Source organism: Kordiimonas sp. UBA4487, assembly GCF_002389025.1.
GTDB lineage: Bacteria > Pseudomonadota > Alphaproteobacteria > Sphingomonadales > Kordiimonadaceae > Kordiimonas > Kordiimonas lacus.
In genome coordinates this window covers 531,129-552,046 of sequence record NZ_DGNR01000015.1, presented here as the reverse complement: position 1 = coordinate 552,046, position 20,918 = coordinate 531,129, and the positions used below count along the sequence as shown (strand labels likewise).

Sequence of the window (20,918 nt, the reverse complement as noted above, 5' to 3'; positions counted from 1 at the left end):
AGAAGGAAACAGGAAGCTGGTCAGGGGGGCATTAATTTGCTAATCACCGAGCCATAAAAATTCTAAATAGAAATCATATGAGGCCCCAATATGAAACCGACTGCCCTTGTTGCAGGAAACTGGAAAATGAACGGTCTGGCGTCGAGCCAGGCGGAACTCGAGGCGCTTGGGAATTACCTTAGTGATGGCTCTGCCGCTGATTGCGACGTGCTGATCTGCCCACCTTTCACCCTGATTGCCGCGTTCGCATCAAACGCACCGACCGGCGTGGCGATTGGTGCCCAGGATTGCCATACGAATAAATCGGGTGCCCACACGGGGGATATTTCAGCTGAAATGCTCCGCGATGCGGGTGCATCTTATGTGATTGTTGGCCACTCCGAACGTCGGGCGGATCACGGCGAAAGCAGTGCACTCGTCCGCGACAAAGCAAACGCAGTGCTCGCCGAAGGCCTGAAGGCGATCGTATGTGTGGGCGAAACCGAAGCCGAGCGCGATGCCGGCAAGACCTTGGACGTGGTGCTGGGGCAGGTTGCACAGTCGGTTCCGGCTGGCAGCACACCTGAGAACACGGTTGTGGCTTATGAACCTGTTTGGGCCATTGGTACTGGCCGCACGCCAACGGTTGCAGATGTGGCTGAAGTGCACACCGCAATCCGTGGTGCGCTCGTGGAACGCTTCGGTGATGCTGGAAACGGCTTCCGGATTCTTTACGGCGGGTCTGTGAAGCCTTCGAATGCAGCCGAGCTGATGGCAGCCGACAATGTGAACGGAGCCCTCGTCGGAGGCGCAAGCCTGAAGGCTTCGGATTTCAACGGTATCATCGACGCATACCGGAATTAAAAATTTAGGGTTGGCAAACCGGTCAAAGAGGTCTAGAAACCGCGCTTTGAATCCCGGCCAAGATTTGTATAATCGGGTCGGGTTGGCCAACGTTAGGTAGGACAGGTACATGGAAACCGTATTGCTGAGCATTCATCTGATTGTAGCCCTTGCTATGGTTGTTGCCATTTTGCTGCAACGCTCGGAAGGTGGTGCACTTGGTATTGGCGGCGGACAGGGTGGCATGATGACCGCTCGTGGCGCCGGGGACCTGCTTACCCGCACGACAAAATGGCTGGCGATTGTCTTTCTTGCCAACTCACTTCTTCTTGGATGGTTCGCGGCTCAAAAGAGCGCCGAAGATACCGTTGTTCAGGAAGTGATCCAGCAGGAACAGGAAGATGGCGGAAGCCAACTCCCTGAAATACCTACCGTTCCTGAGGACGGCTAGGACAAGAGACTTTAAAGCGGGGGCCACGAGCCCCCGCTTCTCTTTATGTAGATAGTATTTTTGTTGAGTTACCAGGCAGCAAACCTGTCCGGTGTGGCATGCTTTTTTGGGATTAGAGAGGCTCCATGACGCGCTATATTTTTATCACTGGTGGTGTTGTTAGTTCCCTGGGTAAGGGACTGTTGTCTGCTTCGTTGGGCGCTTTGTTGCAAGCCCGCGGCTATTCAGTTCGCCTGCGGAAGCTGGACCCATACCTGAATGTGGACCCGGGCACGATGAGCCCGTACCAGCATGGCGAAGTATTTGTAACCGATGACGGCGCAGAGACAGACCTGGACCTGGGCCATTATGAGCGTTTCACTGGTGTTGCCTCGCGTCAGAGCGACAACATCACATCTGGCCGGATTTACCAGCAGATCATTTCGAAGGAGCGCCGTGGCGACTATCTGGGCGGTACCGTACAGGTAATCCCGCATGTAACAGACGCCATCAAGGAATTTGCGCTGGCTGAGCAGGAAGGTATCGATTTCATGTTGTGTGAAATCGGTGGTACTGCCGGCGACATCGAAGCTGCGCCTTTCATGGAAGCGATCCGCCAGCTGTCTATCGACCTTGGCAAAGGACGGTCCATTTTCGTTCACCTGACACTAGTGCCTTATCTGGCGGCGGCTGGCGAACTGAAGACCAAGCCAACGCAGCACAGTGTACGTGACCTGCGTTCCATCGGTATTCAGCCGGATATCCTTGTGTGCCGCTCAGAGCACCCGATCCCGGACGGTGAGCGCCGCAAGATGTCGCTTTACTGTAATGTGGCCGAAACAGCCGTTATTCCGGCGTTGGACGTCAGCTCCATCTATGAGGTGCCAATTTCCTACCACAAGGAAGGCCTGGACACGGAAGTGCTCAAAGCCTTTGGCCTGGCACACAGCCAGAAGCCGGACCTGACGGTTTGGGAAGACATCATGGACCGGGTGCAGAACCCGGAAGGCGAAGTGACCATTGCTGTGGTCGGAAAATACACCGGCCTGAAGGATGCTTACAAATCGCTCAATGAAGCCATCATCCATGGCGGTATCGCTAACCGGGTGAAAGTGAACATCGAATGGATCGAATCCGAAGTGTTTGAACGCGACGATGCGATCAGCAGGCTTGAAAATGTCCACGCCATCCTGGTGCCTGGCGGCTTCGGCAAGCGCGGCACAGAAGGCAAGATTGCTGCCGCACGCTTTGCCCGCGAGCGCAAGATCCCGTATTTCGGTATCTGTCTGGGTATGCAGATGGCCACCGTTGAGGCGGCCCGCCATCTGGCAGGCATCAAAGGCGCGGGTTCGACCGAGTTCGGGGAGCAGAAAGAGCCGGTTGTCGGCCTGATTACCGAGTGGGTCAAGGAAGACGGCAGCGTCGAGCAGCGCACAGAAGATACCGACTTGGGCGGCACCATGCGTCTGGGCGCATACCCAGCGAACCTCAAGGAGGGTTCACATGTCGCGGACATCTACGGCAAGGTAGAGATCGAGGAACGGCACCGTCACCGCTATGAAGTGAATATCGGCTATGTTGAACGTCTTGAAGAGGCCGGTGTGCTGTTTTCCGGCATGTCACCCGATGGTGAACTGCCAGAGATTATGGAAATTCCTGGCCACCCTTGGTTCATCGGTGTTCAGTATCACCCTGAGCTGAAGTCCAAGCCGTTTGACCCGCATCCGCTGTTCGCAAGCTTTGTTGAAGCGGCATTGAAGCAGGCACGGCTGGTATAAATACTGGCAAAAATAGTGATTTTGGAGAAGGGGGCTTTTCGGCCCCCTTTTTGCATATATACTTTCCGAAGACGCCTGATGCGGTAAAATATGCCGCGCAGATGAGGAAAGATACATGCTGAGAACACTGATACTTCCCGTGGTAATCGCTGGCCTGATGGCAAGTTCGGTCGCGGCCAGAACGCCGGAGGAAAAGGCGGCGGAAACCGCACAGGCGGTTACCTATTATCTGGACACATTCAGGTCGACCGATGACGAAGAGGCGCTTGCAAGGGCCTATTCTGGCATTGCCCGTACATGGGAACATTTCAGTCAGATCGCTAATCCAATTGTACCGATGGTCGGCGAATTTGCCTTGCTGCATGCAAGAGCGGCAACGGCTGCGCGGGACAGGAAGCGCGTTGTGGAAGCGTGGCAAACGGCCCTCAAACTCGTTCAGTCAGCAAGTAATAGTGAGCGCCTTATGGCACTCAATGTTGAAGCCGCCCACGCCGCAGCTAAAGTCGAACAAATTGATGTTGCCCATCAGTTCTTCGCTGCGGCCCGCGCATTCACTTTCACCCGTGGTGAGAACGCAGACAGCGCGCTTCTTTACATGCGTATCCGCGAGCTTAGTGTCCTCGGGAGCTCAATGCAGTGGCGCAATCTGAATGATGCGCTGACAGACATGCGCGCCTTCTCGGAAAAATTTCCAATGTGGTCTGTGTCCCGACTTGAGGCGGTTTTGGCTGAAACGGAAATTCGCCTGCAGTTCCAGCCGGAAGAGACTGAAAAGCGTGCAGATCTGTCGCGACTGAAGGCCGAGATCAGGCTGATTGCAGACGGACTGGCGGAGCAATTGCCGTCAGGATATCTGGCCCGGGTGCGGCAAGTGAATTACGCGCTTGAAGACAACTATAATCTCTGATCACGGCTTGCCGTATTCCAAAAGCACCGCAGCATATACATCGATCGCGTCCCAAAGATTTTGGATGCGAAGATTTTCGTTGCGGCCATGTTGATTATTGTCGTGATTGGCAATCGGTAGAATTATGATCGGCATCTTCGGGAAGGTGTCTTCAAAGAGATAGATTGGCAAACTTCCGCCCATCGTTGGTGTCAGAAGGGTTTCTTTGCCGTCAAATCTGTTCAGGATTGAAACCAGTTTCTGCGCTTCAGCGCTGCCGAGATCACTGCGGTAGGCACGGTATCCGCCTGGCCGCCAATCCACATACAATGCGCTGCTTACCGCGCGCTCCTCTGGGGTCGGTGGCTTTGAATAAAGGGTGAAGCCTTGGTCAGAGAAAAACTGATTCAATCGTGCAATCACGCGTTCCGGGGTCTGACCTGGAGCAAGGCGCAGATTTACGGAGGCGGTTGCCGATGGCATGATGATATTGCGCGACTGTTTGCCAACCCCGCCGCCTTCAAAGCCTTTGACGATGATAGAAGGGCCCATGGATATCTCTTCGACGCGCTTTCCCCCGCCCTCCGTCTTTGAGAGAAATAGCTCGTCTTTGAGGGCCGTATCCATATTGGGAAGGGTGCTGATTGCTTGTTGCTCGGCGGCAGTAGGCGGGTGCACGTCATCGAGATACCCCGGTATGATAATGCGGCCATCATCATCTTTCATGCTGGCCAGCAGGCGCATCAGCTGTTCGGATGGATTCGGAGCCCAGCCACCATAGTGCCCGCTATGAAGAGGTCTTGCTGGCCCGAAAGCCGTCAGGTCCACGGTCATGGTGCCTCGAACCCCGAAAACCAGTTGGCGCATGCGGCTTTGATGCATTGGGCCGTCGCAGAAGAGCATAAGGTCCGCAGTAAGCTTGTCCGCATGCTTCTGAAGAATATTGTCCAGGGTAGGGGAGCCAGCTTCCTCTTCTCCATCAAGGATCAGTTTGATGTTCACACTAGGTACGTCGCCCGCGGCTTCCATTGCATCGAGCGCGGCCATCAGTGCTATCACCGGCGCCTTGTCGTCACCTGCTGAACGGGCAAAAATACGCCATTCAGGATTGATGGTCGTGAGGCTTTCCCAACTGATAGTTTCTCCAGCCAGCTCCACAGGGCCGTCACGCAGCGTTGGCTCAAATGGAGGCGAGGACCAATTTCGGGGCTCTGCCGGCTGGCCGTCGAAGTGGGCGTATATCAGGATGGTCTGGCTTGCGCCGGGCTGCTTCCGTTCGGCAATCACGTACGGCGCGCCACCTTCTGCGACGATCTGTGAGGTAAAACCACGTTTGGCGATATACCGCTCGATCCACGCCGCATTGGCCATCATGTCGGGTGCGCTGCTGGCGACATTGGGTAAGCTGAGGAAGTCCCGAAAGTCGGACAATATCTGACGTTCATGTTCAGCGCGATATCGATGAATGCTATCGTCTGCGGAGGCACCCCCAGTTCCGAGCGCGAAAGCCAAACCTGCTGCGATAAAATGACGGTGGCGACATGCCATGCTTTTTCTCCCTGTTGCCGATAGGAAAGTTATCTCCAGGATTAGGAATTTTCCAGCAACAATCCATGATACCGACAGACTGGGCCTTGCGGGAGAGGCCGTGAAAGGGTAACAATCGCGCCGCAAGTTTTTATCCTTTCCCATCTTGAGCGATTAAGGAACAGCCCATGAGTGCGATTATCGATATCATTGGCCGCGAAATTCTGGACAGCCGCGGCAACCCCACCGTTGAAGTAGACATCTATCTTGAAGACGGCGGCTTTGGCCGTGCGGCAGTGCCTTCTGGTGCGTCAACTGGCGCCCATGAAGCTGTTGAACTGCGCGATGGTGGTGGCCGGTATCGCGGCAAGGGCGTTCTGAAGGCAGTTGAAGCCGTAAACGGTGAGCTGTTCGATGCGCTGGTGGGGCTGGACAGCGAGGACCAACTGGCCATCGACCAGGCCATGCGTGACCTTGACGGCACGGAAAACAAAGGCCGTTTGGGTGCGAATGCGATCCTTGGTGTGTCGCTCGCGATTGCCAAAGCAAGCGCTGACAGCCTGGGTCTGCCGCTCTACCGCTATCTTGGTGGTCCTGCCGCACATATCCTGCCAGTGCCGATGATGAATATCATCAACGGTGGTGAGCACGCAGATAACCCGATCGACGTGCAGGAATTCATGATCATGCCGGTGAATGCCGACAGCGTGACCGACGCGATCCGCATTGGCGCCGAAATCTTCCACGAACTGAAAGCCAAGCTGCACGAAGCTGGCCACAATACGGCTGTAGGCGACGAGGGCGGTTTTGCACCGAACCTGAACGGCACGGTCGATGCGCTTGATTTCATCATGAATGCGATTGAAAGCGCGGGCTACAAGCCAGGCGAAGACGTGTATCTGGCGCTTGACGCTGCCTCGACCGAGTTCTTCCATGACGGCAAATATATCCTCAAGGGTGAGGGCAAGGAGCTGGATAGCGCTGGTCTCGTGGACTATTACGCGGACCTGGTTGCCAAATACCCGATCATTTCCATCGAAGACGGCATGGCCGAAGACGATTGGGACGGCTGGAAGATGCTGACGGACCGCATTGGCGACACAGTCCAGCTGGTGGGCGATGATCTGTTCGTGACTAACCCGGCACGTCTTGCAGACGGTATCGAGAAGGGCGTTGCCAACTCGATCCTCGTGAAAGTGAACCAGATTGGCACGCTGGCCGAGACCATGCAGGCCGTTGAGATGGCGCACCGCGCGCGCTACACCAGCGTGATGTCGCACCGTTCTGGCGAGACTGAGGACGCGACCATCGCGGACCTCGCAGTTGCCATGAACTGTGGCCAAATCAAAACCGGCTCGCTCGCACGCTCCGACCGGCTGGCGAAATATAACCAGCTGATCCGCATCGAAGAAGAGCTGGGTAGCACGGCTGTTTACGCAGGCCGCGCGATCCTGAAGGGCTAACACCCTCGAATAAATAAACGCCTCTGCCTGGAAGAGACTCGGGCAGGGGCGTTTTCTTACCTTCCTGATTCTATTCGAAAAAACTGCATTTTCGGGTGTTTTTTCGCTTGCGTGCCCGATTCGCTTATGAGATGATTCGAATCATGAAGCGAGTCGGAAAAATATCACGTCATTTGAGCCAGGCCTGGTTGGCCGGGGTATGGATCTTCTTGGTCGCCTATTTCGCGTATCATGCCTTTCAGGGTGATAACAGCCTTGCGGCTTTGAAGCGCCTTGAGGCCCAGCAGGTTGAGCTTGCGGCCCTGGCGAGCGATGTAGGGGCAGAACGTGCCGCGCTTGAGCTTCGTACTTCCCGCTTGAACAACCGCAGCATTGATCCTGACATGCTTGAAGAGCAGGTGCGGCAACGCCTCGGCTTCACTCATCCTGATGAGGTTGTGGTGTTTCTGTCTGATGCTTCTCATTAATTAACTTATTTCTGGTTAATTAAATTTTTTCCATGTAAATCAATAAGTTATACCCTATTGCAAATGTGGCAAAACGAGGGTATCCATAGGCCTCACATGCATTGAGTGTCGGGCGTTCCTGCCTGCGACCTTTTTCTGGAAGGCCGAGATGACTACAAAAAAATCCACCACAAAGTCGGGCGCACCCGCGCGCCGCCGTACGGCGAAGCCGCAACAATACAAGGCTTCTAACGACGAACTGCTTGAATTCTATGAGCAAATGCTGATGATCCGCCGCTTCGAGGAGAAGGCAGGCCAGATGTACGGCATGGGGCTCATTGGTGGCTTCTGCCACCTGTATATTGGTCAGGAAGCCGTTGTTGTCGGCATTCAGTCGGCTCTCAAGAAGGGCGACTCAGTGATCACCGGCTACCGCGAGCACGGCCACATGATCGTGTCTGGCACCGACCCTAAAGCCGTTATGGCAGAGCTGACCGGCCGTTCCGGTGGCTGTTCCAAAGGCAAGGGCGGGTCGATGCACATGTTTGACCCTGAAAATGGCTTCTATGGCGGGCACGGTATCGTGGGCGCGCAGGTGTCACTGGGCACTGGCCTCGCGTTTGCAGCCAAATACCGCAAGACTGACAATGTCTCTGTTGCCTATTTCGGTGACGGTGCTGCCAACCAGGGTCAGGTGTATGAAAGCTTCAACATGGCGCGCATCTGGAACCTCCCTGTGATTTATATCATCGAGAACAACCAGTATGCCATGGGCACCAGCGTCAGCCGGTCATCCTCTGAGGTTGAGCTTTACCGTCGCGGCGAAAGTTTCCGCATTCCCGGCAAGCAGGTAGACGGCATGAATGTGCTCGAGGTCCGTGCTGCCATGGACGAAGCGGTCAAACATTGCCGTGAGGGCAACGGCCCATTTGTCCTTGAGATGAAGACATACCGCTACCGCGGCCACTCCATGTCCGATCCGGCGAAATACCGGTCTAAAGAAGAAGTGCAGAAAATGCGCGCTGAGCATGACGCAATCGACCAGGTGAAGCAGCGCATTCTGGATGCTGGCTTCAAGGACGAGGCAGAGCTCAAGGAACTCGACAAGAAAGTGAAGGCGATTATTGCTGATGCCGCGACATTCGCGCAGGAAAGCCCTGAGCCTGACCTTTCTGAACTTTATACTGATGTGCTGGCGTAAGGGGGAGACACCCAATGGCGATTGAAATTACGATGCCGGCCCTCTCTCCCACCATGGAAAAGGGCACACTGGCCAAATGGCTGGTCAAAGAAGGCGATACAGTTGAAAGCGGCGACGTGATCGCGGAAATCGAAACCGACAAGGCGACGATGGAAGTTGAAAGCATTGACGACGGCACTGTTGCCAAAATTCTGGTGGCTGAAGGCACGGATGACGTGCCGGTTGGCGAGCTGATTGCGATCCTGGCCGAAGAAGGTGAGGACGTGAAGGACGTTGATACGTCATCTTCCAAGCCAAAGGCTGAGAAGGAAGAGGCTGCTGCGCCACTGCCGGCGCCCAAAGAGGATCCTGACGAGCAGGAAACTGTATTCACAGGTGCGGCGACGTCATCGAAGGACCTGCGTGATCCTGAAGTGCCTGAGGGCACCAACATGGTGAAGCTGACGGTGCGTGAAGCACTCCGTGACGCTATGGCCGAAGAAATGCGCAAAGACGGCGACGTGTTTGTGATGGGCGAGGAAGTGGCGGAATACCAAGGTGCCTATAAGGTAACCCAGGGCCTGCTGGACGAATTCGGCCCGGAACGCGTGATCGACACGCCAATCACAGAGCACGGTTTTGCCGGTCTCGGTGCAGGCGCGGCCTTTACTGGCCTGAAGCCAGTGATTGAGTTCATGACCTTCAACTTCGCCATGCAGGCGATTGACCATATCATCAACTCGGCTGCCAAAACCCGCTATATGTCAGGCGGCCTGGTGCAGTGCCCGATTGTGTTCCGTGGCCCGAATGGCGCGGCATCCCGCGTGGGCGCGCAGCACAGCCAGAACTATGCGGCATGGTATGCGAATGTGCCGGGCCTGAAGGTCATTGCACCGTATGATGCGGCGGATTGTAAAGGCCTCCTGAAGGCTGCGATCCAGGATCCGAACCCGGTCGTGTTCCTTGAGAACGAGCTGATGTACGGTGAAAGCTTCGAAGTGCCTGAGCTGGATGATTACACGCTGCCAATCGGCAAGGCGCGTATTTTCCGTGAAGGCGCGGATGTAACCATCGTGTCCTATTCGATCACCGTGGGGGAGGCGCTCAAGGCTGCAGACATGCTGGCGGAAGAGGGCATCAATGCCGAGGTGATCGACCTTCGCACCATTCGCCCGCTTGATCTTGATACGCTGATCGAAAGCGTCAAGAAGACCAACCGTTGTGTGATTGCGGAAGAAGGCTGGCCACAGTGTTCGGTGGCATCTGATGTATCGGCGCAGCTGATGGAGCAGGCGTTTGATTGGCTGGACGCGCCGGTCACCCGCGTGAACAGCGTGGATGTACCGCTGCCATATGCCAACAACCTCGAAAAAGCCGCGGTTGTGAGCGCAGCCGACATCGTCAAAGCCGCAAAAGCGGTTTGCTACGCGGAGTAATAAGGAGATTGGATGAGGGGAAGGAAGTGGCGTCGCCTTGTTAACCGTCACGCTTTGAAAGGCAAATTTCAAAGTGTCAGATCAAAGTTGGATTATCGTGATCCAACTTTGGGTGCGGCAAACAAAGGAAGACCGCTGCTTGGCGTTGAAAATATCGTCGTTGCCTTGATCCTGCTGATCTTGATTGGAGCGCTTGGATATGCGCTTGGGGTAAATATGAACGGGCTGTGGCAATAACAGCCCGGAAGTCCAGACCGGAAGAGAACGAGTATGGCTATTGAAATTTTTATGCCTGCACTGTCGCCCACCATGGAAAAGGGCACGCTTGCCAAATGGTTGGTGAAAGAAGGCGATACGGTAGAATCCGGCGATGTAATCGCTGAAATCGAAACCGACAAGGCGACGATGGAAGTTGAAAGCATCGACGACGGCACAGTCGCGAAAATCCTGGTGGCTGAAGGCACGGACGAAGTGCCGGTGGGCAAACTGATTGCGCTTATGGCGGAAGAGGGCGAAGACGTCAAAGATGTCAAAGTGCCGTCGGAAGAGCCAAAGAAAGAGGCTGCTCCTGAGCCAGAGGCCAAAGAAGCAGCACCCGCACCGGCAGCTGATGACAAGCCAGCAGCAAAATCGGAAAAAGCGCCTGCCCAAGACAGCGGCGACCGCATTAAGGCGTCGCCACTTGCGAAGCGCATCGCCAAGCAGGAAGGCGTCGACCTGGCCGCAGTTTCCGGCTCCGGCCCGCACGGCCGTATCGTGAAGCGCGACGTTGAAGCCGCAGTTGAAGGTGGCGCAGAAAAAGCAGCACCCGCCGCCGCGCCTGCTTCCGCCCCAGCGGCAGCACCGGCTGCAGCAACCGAGTATGGCCCGCACGACGATATTCCTTATCACGAAGAACGCCTGTCTGGCATGCGCAAGGTTATCGCCAAGCGTCTGACCGAATCCAAGACATCCGTGCCGCATTTCTATCTGACCATCGAATGTGAGCTGGATAAGCTGCTGGCGCAGCGCAAGGAACTGAATGCCAAGCTGGCCGACAGCGGCGTTAAGCTCTCCGTGAATGATTTTGTCATCCGGGCGACGGCGCTGGCGCTCAAGAAAGTGCCTGCTGCCAACGTCCAGTTCGCAGGCGACAAGATGTATTGGTACGAACGTGCTGATATCTCTGTAGCGGTTGCTGTGGATGGTGGCCTGGTAACGCCGGTCGTGCGCGGCGCAGACCAGAAGGGCCTGGCTGAGATTTCCTCAGACGTCAAAGACCTTGCAGGCAAGGCCCGTGACGGCAAGCTGATGCCGGAAGAATATGCGGGCGGCACCATTTCGATCTCGAACCTTGGCATGTATGGGATCAAGGAATTCAGCGCGGTGATTAACCCGCCGCAGGGTGCGATTCTGGCCATTGGAGCCGGTGAACAACGGCCTGTCGTCAAGGACGGGGCGCTTGCTGTTGCCACGGTGATGAATGTCACTATGTCGTGCGACCACCGTGCGATTGACGGCGCTGTAGGCGCTGAGTTCCTGGCGGCCTTCAAAGGGTACATTGAAGACCCGATCACAATGCTGCTCTAGGGGAGTGTCTGATGAAACCAGTCAATCTCAAGGCCAAGCTAGCCACATTCAGCGATCACTGGTCTCCGAAACTGATCGGGGATCTGGATGGCTATCACGTCAAGCTGGCCAAACTGTCTGGGGACTTTGTCTGGCACGCCCATGAAGGCGAAGATGAGTTCTTTCTGGTGATTGATGGCCGCTTCCGCATGGACTATCGGGATCGCCAGGACTGGATTGAGGAAGGCGAAATGGTTGTGGTGCCCAAGGGCGTTGAACACAAACCATATGCGCCTGAGGAATGCAGCGTCCTGTTGATCGAAAAGGCAACGACCGACCACACGGGTGGCGTTGACGATCCAAGGCGCGTTGAAAATCCCGAAAGGATTTAAAGAATGTCTCAGAGTTATGATCTTGTAGTTGTTGGTGGTGGCCCGGGTGGCTATGTGGCTGCGATCCGTGGTGCTCAACTGGGCATGAAGGTCGCCTGCGTTGAACGCGAACACCTGGGCGGCATTTGCCTCAACTGGGGCTGTATCCCGACCAAGGCGCTGCTGCGGTCGGCTGAAGTGCTGCATCTAGCCAAGCATGGCGCAGACTTCGGTCTCAAGATCGGCCAGATCGATTTTGACCTGGATGCGATCGTCAAGCGCAGCCGCGGCGTTGCCAAGCAGATGAACGGCGGTATCAAGTCGCTTCTCAAGAAGAACAAGGTTGTTCATGTTGAAGGCGACGCAAAAATTGCCGGTAAGGGCAAGCTTGTGGTGAATGGGCCGGACGGAAAGACAACGGAGCTGACGTCCAAGAATATCATTTTGGCGACAGGCGCACGGGCGCGTGAGCTGCCACACTTGAAGGCAGACGGTGAATTGGTCTGGACCTATAAGCACGCACTTGCACCAAAGGTAATGCCGAAGAAACTGCTGGTCATCGGCTCTGGCGCGATCGGCATCGAGTTCGCAAGCTTCTTCAACGAACTTGGTTCAGACGTGACCGTTGTTGAAATGATGGACCGGGTGCTGCCGGTTGAAGACGCCGATATCTCGAAATTTGCAGAGAAATCCTTCAAGAAGCAGGGCATGACCATTAAGACGAATGCGTCGGTCACCGAGCTGAAGAAGGGCAAGAACAACGTTACATGCGTGGTTGAGACCAAAGGCAAGAAGGAAGAGATCACTGTTGACCGTGTGATCGTTGCCATCGGTATCACCGGGAACGTGGAAAACCTTGGCCTCGAAGACGTGGGCATCAAGGTTGATCGCGGACATATCGTCACAAACGAATGGGGCCAGACTGGCGTGGACGGCTTTTGGGCCATTGGCGACGTTGCTGGCGCACCATGGCTTGCCCACAAGGCATCGCACGAAGGCATTGTGGCGGTTGAGAAGATCGCCGGTGTCAAAGGCGTGCACCCGATGGACAAGGGCAATATCCCTGGCTGTACCTATTGCCGCCCACAGGTGGCAAGTGTTGGCCTGACCGAAGCCAAGGCCAAGGAAGAAGGCTATGACGTACGCGTCGGCAACTTCCCCTTCATTGGTAACGGTAAGGCTGTTGCACTTGGCGAGCCGGAAGGCATGGTGAAAACTGTCTTTGACAAGAAAACCGGCGAACTGCTGGGCGCGCACATGGTGGGTGCCGAGGTGACAGAGATGATCCAGGGCTATGTTGTGGCCCGTACGCTTGAGAGCACGGAAGCGGAACTGATGCACACGGTGTTCCCGCACCCGACGCTCAGTGAGATGATGCACGAAAGCGTGCTGGATGCTTATGGCAAGGCCATTCACTTCTAGACACTGTATTCAGAGCATAAACGGGGCCAAGCGCCCCGTTTTTTATGGTCGGATCAGGCCGCCTTGCTGCTGCGTATATCTTCCGCAGACTTAAGGGCCGCTTGTCTGACTTCCTGTGCTAACTCGCAGTCCGGCAGGGTTCTGGCAAGCGTCATTCCCCCGACACACAGCGCGGCCAGCGTCAGCGCCTGTCGGCGGGATTCTTGGCCAGATCCAATACATTGCTCGAAAAGCCACACCATCGATTCCAGCAATTGGCGGTAGGCTTCTCTTACGGCATCGTTTTCCCGAGCGACGTCCGATGGCAGCGCGATCATCGGGCACTGACCTTCCACATCACCCAGATGTTCGTCCGACAGGTAGCTTTTCATCATGTTCATCACCATTTCTGGGCTAGGGCAGGTGGGGTCGACCCCGGCTTCGGCGCGCCATTTCGCCCCGCGGCCCATCAGGAAGCTGGATACAGCTGCGCTGTAGAGCGCCTGCTTGTTTGGAAAATGGTTGTAGAACCCGCCCCTTGTCAGGCCGGCGGCTTCCATAACCTGATCGATGGTTACACCGTCAAAGCCGTGACGGTTAAACAGTTTGCGCGCGGTTTCAACAATCTTGGCGCGGGTTTGTTCCTTGTGTTCTGCACTATAGGGCATGGGGCGCCTCCTTCACGGCAATGCTAGCATCTTCCTTAATATGTTCTTTAACATATTTTATTTCCCCCCATGATGCCTTCATCGTTTCAAGACACCTAAGAGGGAGAGTCACATGCCCAAATTTGTATTTGCTTACCATGGTGGGCCGTCATCAATGACCGAAGAGGAAGGTAAGGCCCATATGGCGAGCTGGATGGACTGGATGGCAGGCCTTGGCGAGGCCGTGCTTGATCGGGGTCACGCTGTGGGTAAATCCCATACTGTGACGGGGGACGGGGCTGTTGAAGGCGGCGGCGCTAACCCGATCTCTGGGTATACGCTGGTTCAGGCAGTCGACATGGATGCTGCGCTGAAGATGGCGGCGGTTTCGCCGCATGTCCATGTCGGGGGCACTATTGAAGTGGCTCCGGTTCTCGATATGCCAATGTAGGAATAGTGAAAATCACATACTTGGGGGAAATTTATGAGCTTACAGTTTTCTGCGATTCTGGCGGCAATCTTTGCTATCGCGTTGGTGCCCTTGACGCTACAGGTTGGGATCAAGCGTGTTTCAACCGGCATTTTCTTTGGGGATGGCGGAAATAAGGACTTGGCGCGGCGAAGAGCTGCCCAATCAAACTTCCTTGATCATGTGCCTCTTTTCCTCGTGGTATTTGCGCTGTGTGAAATGAACGGGGCTGGACCGCCGGTGCTGTTCGGGGCCGGGGGATGCATGCTTCTGGGCCGCGCATTTCATGCATTTTCCATGCTCGCCACCGATGGCACAGGCAACAGTCGTGCGTTCGGCATGATCTTGACGCTTTTGGCACATCTGGGCGTGGCCGGATACCTGCTTTATGTGCTACTGTAGGGCAAGCAAGAGCCTCCTGGCGCAGTCTGCCCATATCCGGTTACAGGGTAGCGCATAGCTGGTTTGCACAATTTGGTGGATGTCACCGCCCTTAATGCATTATAAGGTCGCCAAAATGGCGGCCTTATACCGTTTAACGCTAGCAAAGATGGTGTTTCGAGCATGACGACTGAACAGAAGACAACTGAGCAGAAGGCGACCGGGTACCAGCGCAAGCCGGATTGGCTGCGGGTTAAGGCGCCGACGAGCAAGCAGGCGATGGAAACACGCCGCATGATGCGCTCCAAGAACCTGCACACCGTCTGCGAAGAAGCGGCTTGCCCGAACCTGGGCGAATGCTGGCAGAAGAAGCATGCCACCATCATGATCCTGGGGGACACTTGCACCCGGGCCTGTGCCTTCTGTAACGTCAAGACAGGTCGCCCCATGCAGGTTGACCCGCTGGAGCCGATGAACACGGCAGAGGCCTGCGCCGAAATGGGCCTCAATCACATTGTGATTACGTCTGTGGACCGGGATGACCTCGATGATGGCGGCGCGATGCAGTTCGTCAAGGTGATCCGCGCGATCCGCGACCGCTGCCCGACCACGACCATCGAAATCCTGACACCTGACTTCCGTAACAAGCCGGGCGCCATCGAGATGGTTGCCGAAGCAAAGCCAGATGTATTCAATCACAATCTGGAAACCGTGCCGCGGAACTACCCGAAGATCCGCCCTGGCGCGCGCTATTACCAGTCGCTCCGCCTGCTTGAAACCGTGAAGAAGGTGGACCCGTCCATTTTCACCAAATCCGGTATCATGGTTGGCCTTGGAGAAGAGCGCATGGAAGTGAGCCAGGTGATGGACGATATGCGCATGGCGGATATCGATTTCATGACCATTGGCCAGTATCTTCAGCCCACGCCGCGCCACGCCAAGGTTGACCGGTTCGTGACACCCGCTGAATTCAAGGCCTACGAGCGTATGGCAAAGGGCAAGGGCTTCCTGATGATCTCATCCTCCCCCCTGACGCGTTCAAGCTATCTGGCGGGCGACGACTTTGCCTTGCTGAAGGCTGCGCGCGACAAGCAGCTCAAGGCTGCAGAGTAATCGAGACCGACGCGCCGACAATCCAGTATAGAAACTGCAGCGCAGAAATCAGCGAGATCTATTGCAGACCAGACATGGCTGACCGGCGTCCCTTGAAGGGTGTCCGTTGAAATGTTTGGGGTAGGGCTTTTAGCCTGATGGGGAAGTCTATCAATGGCAGAAACACAGTCAGCCAAGGCGGTCATCACCTGCAAAAACTGCGACGCATATCTGCATGGATCTTTCTGCAGCGCCTGCGGCCAGAAGCACATCCCAAGCCGCCTGAGCGCAAAGGAACTGTTTGTGAATGCCTTCTTTGCGTTCATGGACCTTGATTCCACAATTTGGCGCACGATAAGGGAGCTGACAAGAAATCCGGGCCAGGTGGCGCTGAACTATATTGGCGGCCAACGGTTTTCCTACGTCAATCCCATCAAGTATTTCCTGGTAACATCGGCATTTGCTCTTGCCGTCATCGCGCTGACCATCGGGTTGGACACTATGGCCGATGGAATGGTTCATATTGATGGTGACGTCAAGGAAACGGATACGGTTTTCCAGATAGGCGAAGCCTTAAGGTCAGTCCTTCGGGAAAATATGAATCTCATCTCCTTCCTCACACTGCCGTTGTTCGCTTTCCTGCTGCGCTGGCAATATTGGCGCTCGGGCAGGAACTATGCTGAAACGCTCAGCTTTCTCGCCTTTGCCATGGGACAGACCAATCTGTATTCTGCCCTGCTTGTCATCGTGCTTGCGGCAGCTGGGAGCAGTGATCAAGGCATCAGCGTCTTCATTGGGTTCATCGTGTTACTGCATGCTGCCAAGGTGTTCTTTGGCATGTCATGGCCGAAGGCCTTCTTTGCCGTTGTTTTGTCGTCAATACTTCAGAGTATCACGGGCATTTTGGTTGCCGGCATACTGGTCCTTGCAAAAATGGCGGGATTGATCTGAGGGCTTTACCCTCATGTCAAATCAGGCTAGGACGTGGCGAGCCGAGTATGAGGGTTGTTGATGCACCATTTTGTTGAAAAGAAGGTTTTACCTTATTCGGACGAGCAGCTGTTTGCTCTTGTCGCCGACGTGGCAAAATATCCCGAGTTTTTGCCCTGGTGCCTGGGCGCGCGCGTATATGGCAGAAAAGCAGGACAGTTTGACGCCGATGTCATCATCGGGTTCAAAATGTTCCGCGAACGCTTCACCTCCCGCGTGACGCTCGAGGAAAACCGCAAGGTGGATGTGGATTACATCAAAGGCCCGATGAAGCGGCTTTATAACCATTGGCGCTTCATTCCTCAGGAAAATGGCCACTGTCTTGTGGATTTCGAAGTGGATTTCGAATTTTCCAGCCGCATCCTCAATCAGGTGATTGGCCCATTGTTCGGCGAAGCCTGCAAGCGCATGATGCATGCGTTTGAAGAGCGTGCCACTGTGCTTTACGGCCCTGCCTGACCCACTTGACGCCCGTCAAGTTTCCCCGCAAATCCCTGTGTTATGATGCTCCTCTCAGATAAAAGGAGGCAACCATGACCACATTTATGCATCGACTGGTAGAAGAGCTTCGCGCCCGCGAACAGTATCTGGAAGAGCATTCCGAGCACCCGATTTTCGACAATGACGAAAGTGGCGAATACAAGCGGGATTATGACAAGCTGGTGGCCGAGTTGAAGGCATTCAATGATCGCGTCGTAAAGGCGCAGGAAAAGGGCGAGTCGTTCGACGAGCATTTTGAGCGCGAAATCAAGGACGAGCATAACCATCTGAAAGTGAAGGTGGAATCCTGGTCGAAAAAGCTCGACAGCTAAGTCGATAACGCGTCATGGAGCATTTCCAGTGCGGTTAGAACGGTGCGGCGCCTTACGTCGCTGCGTCCGATATCACCGAACTGGATGCTCTGGGCGATCGGGGATTCGCCAATCCGGCACAGCCCGAAACAAACCAGTCCCACGGGCTTTTCGGCAGACCCGCCACCGGGACCGGCAATGCCTGTGACCGCCACGCTGACGTCCGCACGGGACGCTGCGATGGCGCCATATGCCATTTCCTTGGCAACAGCCTCGGATACGGCACCAAAGCGCGCCAGGCTTTCAGAGCTCACGTCCAGCATCTGGTTTTTTGCTTCGTTTGAATAGGTTATGAAGCCGCGATCAACTACATCGGATGACCCGGCTATTTCGGTCAGTGCGCCCGCGATCAAGCCCCCTGTGCAGGATTCGGCTGTGGCGATCATCTGACCCTGGCTTCTGGCCAAATCAAGTACCTTTTCCGCCAGTGCCAAAATCTCTGTGTTGAACATGCTTATCCAATCATTGGCAGGCACAGCAGGATCAGGCCCGCGAGCCATACGGTTTCCGCCACCATCAAAAGGACAGGCTTCAGGCCTACCTGCATCACTTTCCTCAGGTCGGACTTGAGCCCGATGGCGGCAATGGAAGTAATCAGACAAACTCTTGAGAAGGCCGTCAAGTTTTCTGTGGCGACTTCAGGCAACGGCACAAAGCTGTTGATCACCACAAACAGTACGAAAGCCGCGAGAAACGGTGGCAACAGTGGCGGTTTCTTGCCCTCTGACGGGCTGTTCCTGAACACCATGATAAACATGAAGACGACAGGCAGCAGCAACGCCACCCGCATCAGTTTGGTGAGCGTTGCCAAATCACCCGCTTCGGGTGAGATAGAATAGCCAGCCCCCACCACTTGGGCCACGTCATGAATGGTGGCGCCGATAAAAATACCCGCTTCAGCGTCGTTCAAACCAAAGAAAGCACTGATCATCGGGTAAAGGATCATCGCCAGGGTGGACAGCGTGGTGACACCCACAACGGTGAAGATCGTGTCCTGCTCCAGATTCTTGCCCTTTGGCAGGACGGCTGATATCGCCAGCGCGGCAGACGCACCACAAATGGCCACTGCGCCACCCGTCAGGCCGCCAAACGGGCTGCTCATGCCCAACAGGCGAGCAACCAGCACGCCAAACAGGATGGTGCTGCCGACACCCAGCGCAACCATGGTCACCGTTGGCCAACCAAGGGCTACAACATCGGAAAAGGCGATACGGAAGCCCAACAGGGCAACACCGATGCGCAGGATGGTTGACCCTGTGAATTCAATGCCCGGGCGGGCCTTCGGGTCTTCGAACAGGAAACTCATGGCCATGCCAAGCAGAAGGGCGAACAGCATTGCCGGGGCGCCGTAATGTTCGCTCAGGAAACTGGCGGCCAGTCCGATTGTCAGGCTTATTATAAAGCCGGGTGTTTTTGTGGATATTTGTTCTTTAAATCTGGATACCATTAAATCGCCCACTCTAACAAATCGAATGTTAGAAGGACCCATATAACAATTGCGGCCATAAGGCCAGCCACCAAATCATCCACCATGACGCCAAAACCACCACTCACCTGCCGGTCCAGCCAGCCGATCGGCCAGGGTTTGAGAATGTCGAAAAAGCGAAACAACAGGAAAGCCAAGGCGAACAGGAAAGGCGACCCTGTCAGGCCCACGAGCGGCAGCAGCGCCAGCCATTGGCCTGCAACTTCGTCGATAACGATCTCAGGTGCGTCGTGGATGCCTGTGATGGCTTCAATACTGTCTATCAGTTTGGAGGACAGGAGCGTGATCCCCACCACCCAGGCTGCGATCTCGATCTGGTCGACACCGCCTTCCAGCATAAAATATCCGGCAATGACCCCAAGCAGTGATCCCCAGGTGCCAGGGGCTGGCCGCAACATGCCTGAACCAAGCGCTGTTACCCACCAGAAGGCGAAGCTCCGGTGCCGGCCTTCCCATGTACGCAAGGATACTTTCGCCATCAAATATCTCCCAGTGGCAGGCGGAGGGTTGCGGTCGCCTGCGCGGCGATGCCTTCCTCACGTCCGGTGAAGCCCAGTTTTTCAGTCGTTGTGGCCTGCACGCTCACACGGCTTGCCGGAATTTCCAAAAGCTCGGCGACACGGTCACGCATGGCGTCTTTATGCGGGCCAATCTTGGGCTTCTCACAGATCAGGCAGACACCGACATGGCCAATCTGGCCGCCCAGCGCCAGAACCCGGTCTCGGGCGAAGGTGAGGAACACATCGCTTGGGGCCCCGCGCCACTGATTATCTGAGGGCGGAAAGTGGGTTCCGATATCGCCGTCGCACAAGGCCGCCAGGATGGCGTCCGTCAGCGCATGCAGGCCGACATCGGCGTCCGAATGGCCCTTGAGGGATCTGGTGAACGGTAGTTTGACGCCACACAGCCAGACATGATCGCCGCCTTCAAAGCGGTGAACGTCATAGCCGCTGCCGGTTCGAATGTCGCCAAGGGCCATCATGATCTGCTGCTCTGCCTTCTTGAAATCGTTTGGGGTTGTCAGTTTGAAATTGCGGCCGTCGCCAACTGAGAGGGTAACCTTACCGCCTGCAGCTTCCACAACGGCGCCATCATCCGTCAAATCTTTACCTACTGCTGCCTCATGGGCTGCCATGAGATTGGCGTATGGGAACCCCTGGGGTGTTTGCACAGCGAAGAGGTTGGTGCGGTCAACCGTGTGCTGAATTATGCCGTCTGCTGCCTTCTTGAGGGTGTCAGTAATCGCGACAGCAGGCACAACGGCCTCGGCCTTGGCATCAAGCGCATCAATGACGCCAGAGATAACGTCCGCCGTCACAAATGGCCGCGCTGCGTCATGGACCAAAACATAGTCTGTGTCGGGGCTGAGGGCCTTGAGGCCCTTATAGACACTTTCCTGCCGGGTCGCGCCGCCGTGAACGGGTGAAGGCAAGTCAAAGCCAACAGTAGCCTCTTGGAACAGGGCCTCGTCGTCAGGATGGATCACGCATTGAATGCGGTAAGCAGGATCAATCGTCAGAAACGATTCGATGGTACGCGTCAGCACCATCTTTCCGCCCAGCTTACGATATTGCTTCGGCAGGCCTTCTCCGGCCCGGCTGCCACGCCCGGCGGCCACTATCACGATAGAAACTTGCGTCATGCGAGGCCTTTCAATCTCGGGCTGGCTTTTTACCAAAACTTCTGGCATAAGCAGTGCCCAATATTTAGGCAG

General features: G+C 55.6%; 24 protein-coding genes. 18 read left to right on the top strand and 6 right to left on the bottom strand.

The features are described 5' to 3' along the window. The first annotated feature begins 90 nt into the window (after nt 1-90). The 4 genes from tpiA (at nt 91) to B3Z17_RS19005 (ending at nt 3,937) form a co-directional block, all read left to right on the top strand. Nucleotides 91-843, top strand: a complete 753-nt coding sequence (tpiA, locus tag B3Z17_RS19020) for a triose-phosphate isomerase (protein ID WP_286831503.1) — start codon at nt 91-93, stop codon at nt 841-843. Between the two features lie 109 nt (nt 844-952). After that, nucleotides 953-1,273, top strand: a complete 321-nt coding sequence (gene secG, locus B3Z17_RS19015) for a preprotein translocase subunit SecG (protein ID WP_068306140.1) — start codon at nt 953-955, stop codon at nt 1,271-1,273. A 125-nt stretch (nt 1,274-1,398) separates the two neighbouring features. After that, nucleotides 1,399-3,030 carry a CTP synthase gene (locus B3Z17_RS19010; protein ID WP_286831500.1) on the top strand — a complete coding sequence of 544 codons (1,632 nt, stop codon included), beginning with the start codon at nt 1,399-1,401 and terminating at the stop codon, nt 3,028-3,030. Nucleotides 3,031-3,145: 115 nt separating this feature from the next. Then, nucleotides 3,146-3,937: a hypothetical protein gene (locus tag B3Z17_RS19005; RefSeq protein ID WP_286831498.1), complete on the top strand. Its 792-nt coding sequence runs from the start codon at nt 3,146-3,148 to the stop codon at nt 3,935-3,937. Here the strand turns inward: B3Z17_RS19005 and B3Z17_RS19000 are convergent, their stop codons facing one another. Further along, nucleotides 3,938-5,464 carry a M20/M25/M40 family metallo-hydrolase gene (locus B3Z17_RS19000; RefSeq protein WP_286831496.1) on the bottom strand — a complete coding sequence of 509 codons (1,527 nt, stop codon included), beginning with the start codon at nt 5,462-5,464 and terminating at the stop codon, nt 3,938-3,940. Between the two features lie 167 nt (nt 5,465-5,631). On the opposite strand from B3Z17_RS19000, the gene eno reads away from it, so the two are divergent. The 8 genes from eno (at nt 5,632) to lpdA (ending at nt 13,309) form a co-directional block, all read left to right on the top strand. Continuing rightward, a complete protein-coding gene (gene eno, locus B3Z17_RS18995) occupies nt 5,632-6,906 on the top strand; it encodes a phosphopyruvate hydratase (protein ID WP_068306148.1) in 1,275 nt (424 codons plus the stop codon). Between the two features lie 143 nt (nt 6,907-7,049). Beyond that, the gene (locus B3Z17_RS18990; RefSeq protein WP_286831493.1) at nt 7,050-7,373 is read left to right on the top strand and encodes an FtsB family cell division protein; all 324 of its coding nucleotides are present in this window, start codon (nt 7,050-7,052) and stop codon (nt 7,371-7,373) included. A gap of 148 nt (nt 7,374-7,521) precedes the next feature. Then, nucleotides 7,522-8,553, top strand: coding sequence for a pyruvate dehydrogenase (acetyl-transferring) E1 component subunit alpha (gene pdhA, locus B3Z17_RS18985; protein ID WP_286831491.1), 1,032 nt, complete (start codon nt 7,522-7,524; stop codon nt 8,551-8,553). Nucleotides 8,554-8,567: 14 nt separating this feature from the next. Next, nucleotides 8,568-9,968, top strand: coding sequence for a pyruvate dehydrogenase complex E1 component subunit beta (locus tag B3Z17_RS18980; RefSeq protein ID WP_286831488.1), 1,401 nt, complete (start codon nt 8,568-8,570; stop codon nt 9,966-9,968). A gap of 12 nt (nt 9,969-9,980) precedes the next feature. Then, nucleotides 9,981-10,205 (top strand): hypothetical protein, encoded by a 225-nt coding sequence (locus tag B3Z17_RS18975; RefSeq protein WP_068306158.1) that lies wholly within the window; start codon nt 9,981-9,983, stop codon nt 10,203-10,205. A 33-nt stretch (nt 10,206-10,238) separates the two neighbouring features. Next, nucleotides 10,239-11,537: a pyruvate dehydrogenase complex dihydrolipoamide acetyltransferase gene (locus tag B3Z17_RS18970; RefSeq protein ID WP_286831486.1), complete on the top strand. Its 1,299-nt coding sequence runs from the start codon at nt 10,239-10,241 to the stop codon at nt 11,535-11,537. Between the two features lie 11 nt (nt 11,538-11,548). Then, on the top strand, nt 11,549-11,908 hold the full coding sequence (locus tag B3Z17_RS18965; protein WP_286831483.1) for a cupin domain-containing protein: 360 nt from the start codon (nt 11,549-11,551) through the stop codon (nt 11,906-11,908). Nucleotides 11,909-11,911: 3 nt separating this feature from the next. Next, the gene (gene lpdA, locus B3Z17_RS18960; protein ID WP_286831480.1) at nt 11,912-13,309 is read left to right on the top strand and encodes a dihydrolipoyl dehydrogenase; all 1,398 of its coding nucleotides are present in this window, start codon (nt 11,912-11,914) and stop codon (nt 13,307-13,309) included. A gap of 53 nt (nt 13,310-13,362) precedes the next feature. Here lpdA and B3Z17_RS18955 read toward each other — a convergent pair whose 3' ends face one another. Then, entirely contained in the window at nt 13,363-13,956 is a 594-nt protein-coding gene (locus B3Z17_RS18955; protein WP_286831478.1) for a TetR/AcrR family transcriptional regulator, read from the bottom strand. 112 nt (nt 13,957-14,068) lie between these two features. Here B3Z17_RS18955 and B3Z17_RS18950 point away from each other — a divergent pair, with 112 nt between their 5' ends. The 6 genes from B3Z17_RS18950 (at nt 14,069) to B3Z17_RS18925 (ending at nt 17,679) form a co-directional block, all read left to right on the top strand. Next, complete coding sequence (locus B3Z17_RS18950; RefSeq protein WP_286831475.1) at nt 14,069-14,386, top strand: hypothetical protein; 318 nt, start codon at nt 14,069-14,071, stop codon at nt 14,384-14,386. 33 nt (nt 14,387-14,419) lie between these two features. Then, nucleotides 14,420-14,806 carry an MAPEG family protein gene (locus tag B3Z17_RS18945; RefSeq protein WP_286831473.1) on the top strand — a complete coding sequence of 129 codons (387 nt, stop codon included), beginning with the start codon at nt 14,420-14,422 and terminating at the stop codon, nt 14,804-14,806. 162 nt (nt 14,807-14,968) lie between these two features. Then, the gene (lipA, locus tag B3Z17_RS18940) at nt 14,969-15,898 is read left to right on the top strand and encodes a lipoyl synthase (protein ID WP_286831470.1); all 930 of its coding nucleotides are present in this window, start codon (nt 14,969-14,971) and stop codon (nt 15,896-15,898) included. 153 nt (nt 15,899-16,051) lie between these two features. Then, complete coding sequence (locus B3Z17_RS18935; RefSeq protein ID WP_286831468.1) at nt 16,052-16,828, top strand: DUF3667 domain-containing protein; 777 nt, start codon at nt 16,052-16,054, stop codon at nt 16,826-16,828. Nucleotides 16,829-16,888: 60 nt separating this feature from the next. After that, nucleotides 16,889-17,326, top strand: a complete 438-nt coding sequence (locus tag B3Z17_RS18930; RefSeq protein ID WP_068306175.1) for a type II toxin-antitoxin system RatA family toxin — start codon at nt 16,889-16,891, stop codon at nt 17,324-17,326. Nucleotides 17,327-17,400: 74 nt separating this feature from the next. Beyond that, complete coding sequence (locus B3Z17_RS18925; RefSeq protein WP_286831465.1) at nt 17,401-17,679, top strand: hypothetical protein; 279 nt, start codon at nt 17,401-17,403, stop codon at nt 17,677-17,679. On the opposite strand, the gene B3Z17_RS18920 is transcribed toward B3Z17_RS18925, so the two are convergent. From B3Z17_RS18920 to B3Z17_RS18905, 4 genes are read right to left on the bottom strand one after another with little or no spacing between them, the layout of a single operon-like run. Further along, nucleotides 17,676-18,170 carry a CinA family protein gene (locus B3Z17_RS18920; protein ID WP_175445642.1) on the bottom strand — a complete coding sequence of 165 codons (495 nt, stop codon included), beginning with the start codon at nt 18,168-18,170 and terminating at the stop codon, nt 17,676-17,678. The genes B3Z17_RS18925 and B3Z17_RS18920 overlap by 4 nt on opposite strands. A gap of 2 nt (nt 18,171-18,172) precedes the next feature. After that, entirely contained in the window at nt 18,173-19,165 is a 993-nt protein-coding gene (locus B3Z17_RS18915) for a YeiH family protein (protein WP_286831462.1), read from the bottom strand. Further along, the gene (locus B3Z17_RS18910) at nt 19,165-19,683 is read right to left on the bottom strand and encodes a phosphatidylglycerophosphatase A family protein (RefSeq protein ID WP_286831459.1); all 519 of its coding nucleotides are present in this window, start codon (nt 19,681-19,683) and stop codon (nt 19,165-19,167) included. Before B3Z17_RS18910 ends, B3Z17_RS18915 begins: the two co-directional genes overlap by 1 nt. Then, entirely contained in the window at nt 19,683-20,846 is a 1,164-nt protein-coding gene (locus B3Z17_RS18905; RefSeq protein ID WP_286831457.1) for a bifunctional 2-C-methyl-D-erythritol 4-phosphate cytidylyltransferase/2-C-methyl-D-erythritol 2,4-cyclodiphosphate synthase, read from the bottom strand. The genes B3Z17_RS18910 and B3Z17_RS18905 overlap by 1 nt, the downstream gene beginning before the upstream one ends. Nucleotides 20,847-20,918 lie beyond the last annotated feature (72 nt).

Excerpts from the sequence above, each read along its gene's own strand:
- B3Z17_RS18905 (WP_286831457.1), bottom strand. The coding sequence starts at position 20,846 with ATGACGCAAGTTTCTATCGTGATAGTGGCCGCCGGGCGTGGCAGCCGG.
- B3Z17_RS18965 (WP_286831483.1), top strand. The coding sequence starts at position 11,549 with ATGAAACCAGTCAATCTCAAGGCCAAGCTAGCCACATTCAGCGATCAC.
- B3Z17_RS18975 (WP_068306158.1), top strand. The coding sequence starts at position 9,981 with ATGAGGGGAAGGAAGTGGCGTCGCCTTGTTAACCGTCACGCTTTGAAA.
- B3Z17_RS18945 (WP_286831473.1), top strand. The coding sequence starts at position 14,420 with ATGAGCTTACAGTTTTCTGCGATTCTGGCGGCAATCTTTGCTATCGCG.
- B3Z17_RS18955 (WP_286831478.1), bottom strand. The coding sequence starts at position 13,956 with ATGCCCTATAGTGCAGAACACAAGGAACAAACCCGCGCCAAGATTGTT.
- lpdA (WP_286831480.1), top strand. The coding sequence starts at position 11,912 with ATGTCTCAGAGTTATGATCTTGTAGTTGTTGGTGGTGGCCCGGGTGGC.
- B3Z17_RS18915 (WP_286831462.1), bottom strand. The coding sequence starts at position 19,165 with ATGGTATCCAGATTTAAAGAACAAATATCCACAAAAACACCCGGCTTT.
- B3Z17_RS18990 (WP_286831493.1), top strand. The coding sequence starts at position 7,050 with ATGAAGCGAGTCGGAAAAATATCACGTCATTTGAGCCAGGCCTGGTTG.
- B3Z17_RS18980 (WP_286831488.1), top strand. The coding sequence starts at position 8,568 with ATGGCGATTGAAATTACGATGCCGGCCCTCTCTCCCACCATGGAAAAG.
- B3Z17_RS19000 (WP_286831496.1), bottom strand. The coding sequence starts at position 5,464 with ATGGCATGTCGCCACCGTCATTTTATCGCAGCAGGTTTGGCTTTCGCG.
- eno (WP_068306148.1), top strand. The coding sequence starts at position 5,632 with ATGAGTGCGATTATCGATATCATTGGCCGCGAAATTCTGGACAGCCGC.
- B3Z17_RS18910 (WP_286831459.1), bottom strand. The coding sequence starts at position 19,683 with ATGGCGAAAGTATCCTTGCGTACATGGGAAGGCCGGCACCGGAGCTTC.
- secG (WP_068306140.1), top strand. The coding sequence starts at position 953 with ATGGAAACCGTATTGCTGAGCATTCATCTGATTGTAGCCCTTGCTATG.
- B3Z17_RS19005 (WP_286831498.1), top strand. The coding sequence starts at position 3,146 with ATGCTGAGAACACTGATACTTCCCGTGGTAATCGCTGGCCTGATGGCA.
- B3Z17_RS19010 (WP_286831500.1), top strand. The coding sequence starts at position 1,399 with ATGACGCGCTATATTTTTATCACTGGTGGTGTTGTTAGTTCCCTGGGT.
- B3Z17_RS18920 (WP_175445642.1), bottom strand. The coding sequence starts at position 18,170 with ATGTTCAACACAGAGATTTTGGCACTGGCGGAAAAGGTACTTGATTTG.
- B3Z17_RS18925 (WP_286831465.1), top strand. The coding sequence starts at position 17,401 with ATGACCACATTTATGCATCGACTGGTAGAAGAGCTTCGCGCCCGCGAA.
- B3Z17_RS18935 (WP_286831468.1), top strand. The coding sequence starts at position 16,052 with ATGGCAGAAACACAGTCAGCCAAGGCGGTCATCACCTGCAAAAACTGC.
- tpiA (WP_286831503.1), top strand. The coding sequence starts at position 91 with ATGAAACCGACTGCCCTTGTTGCAGGAAACTGGAAAATGAACGGTCTG.
- B3Z17_RS18950 (WP_286831475.1), top strand. The coding sequence starts at position 14,069 with ATGCCCAAATTTGTATTTGCTTACCATGGTGGGCCGTCATCAATGACC.
- B3Z17_RS18970 (WP_286831486.1), top strand. The coding sequence starts at position 10,239 with ATGGCTATTGAAATTTTTATGCCTGCACTGTCGCCCACCATGGAAAAG.
- pdhA (WP_286831491.1), top strand. The coding sequence starts at position 7,522 with ATGACTACAAAAAAATCCACCACAAAGTCGGGCGCACCCGCGCGCCGC.
- lipA (WP_286831470.1), top strand. The coding sequence starts at position 14,969 with ATGACGACTGAACAGAAGACAACTGAGCAGAAGGCGACCGGGTACCAG.
- B3Z17_RS18930 (WP_068306175.1), top strand. The coding sequence starts at position 16,889 with ATGCACCATTTTGTTGAAAAGAAGGTTTTACCTTATTCGGACGAGCAG.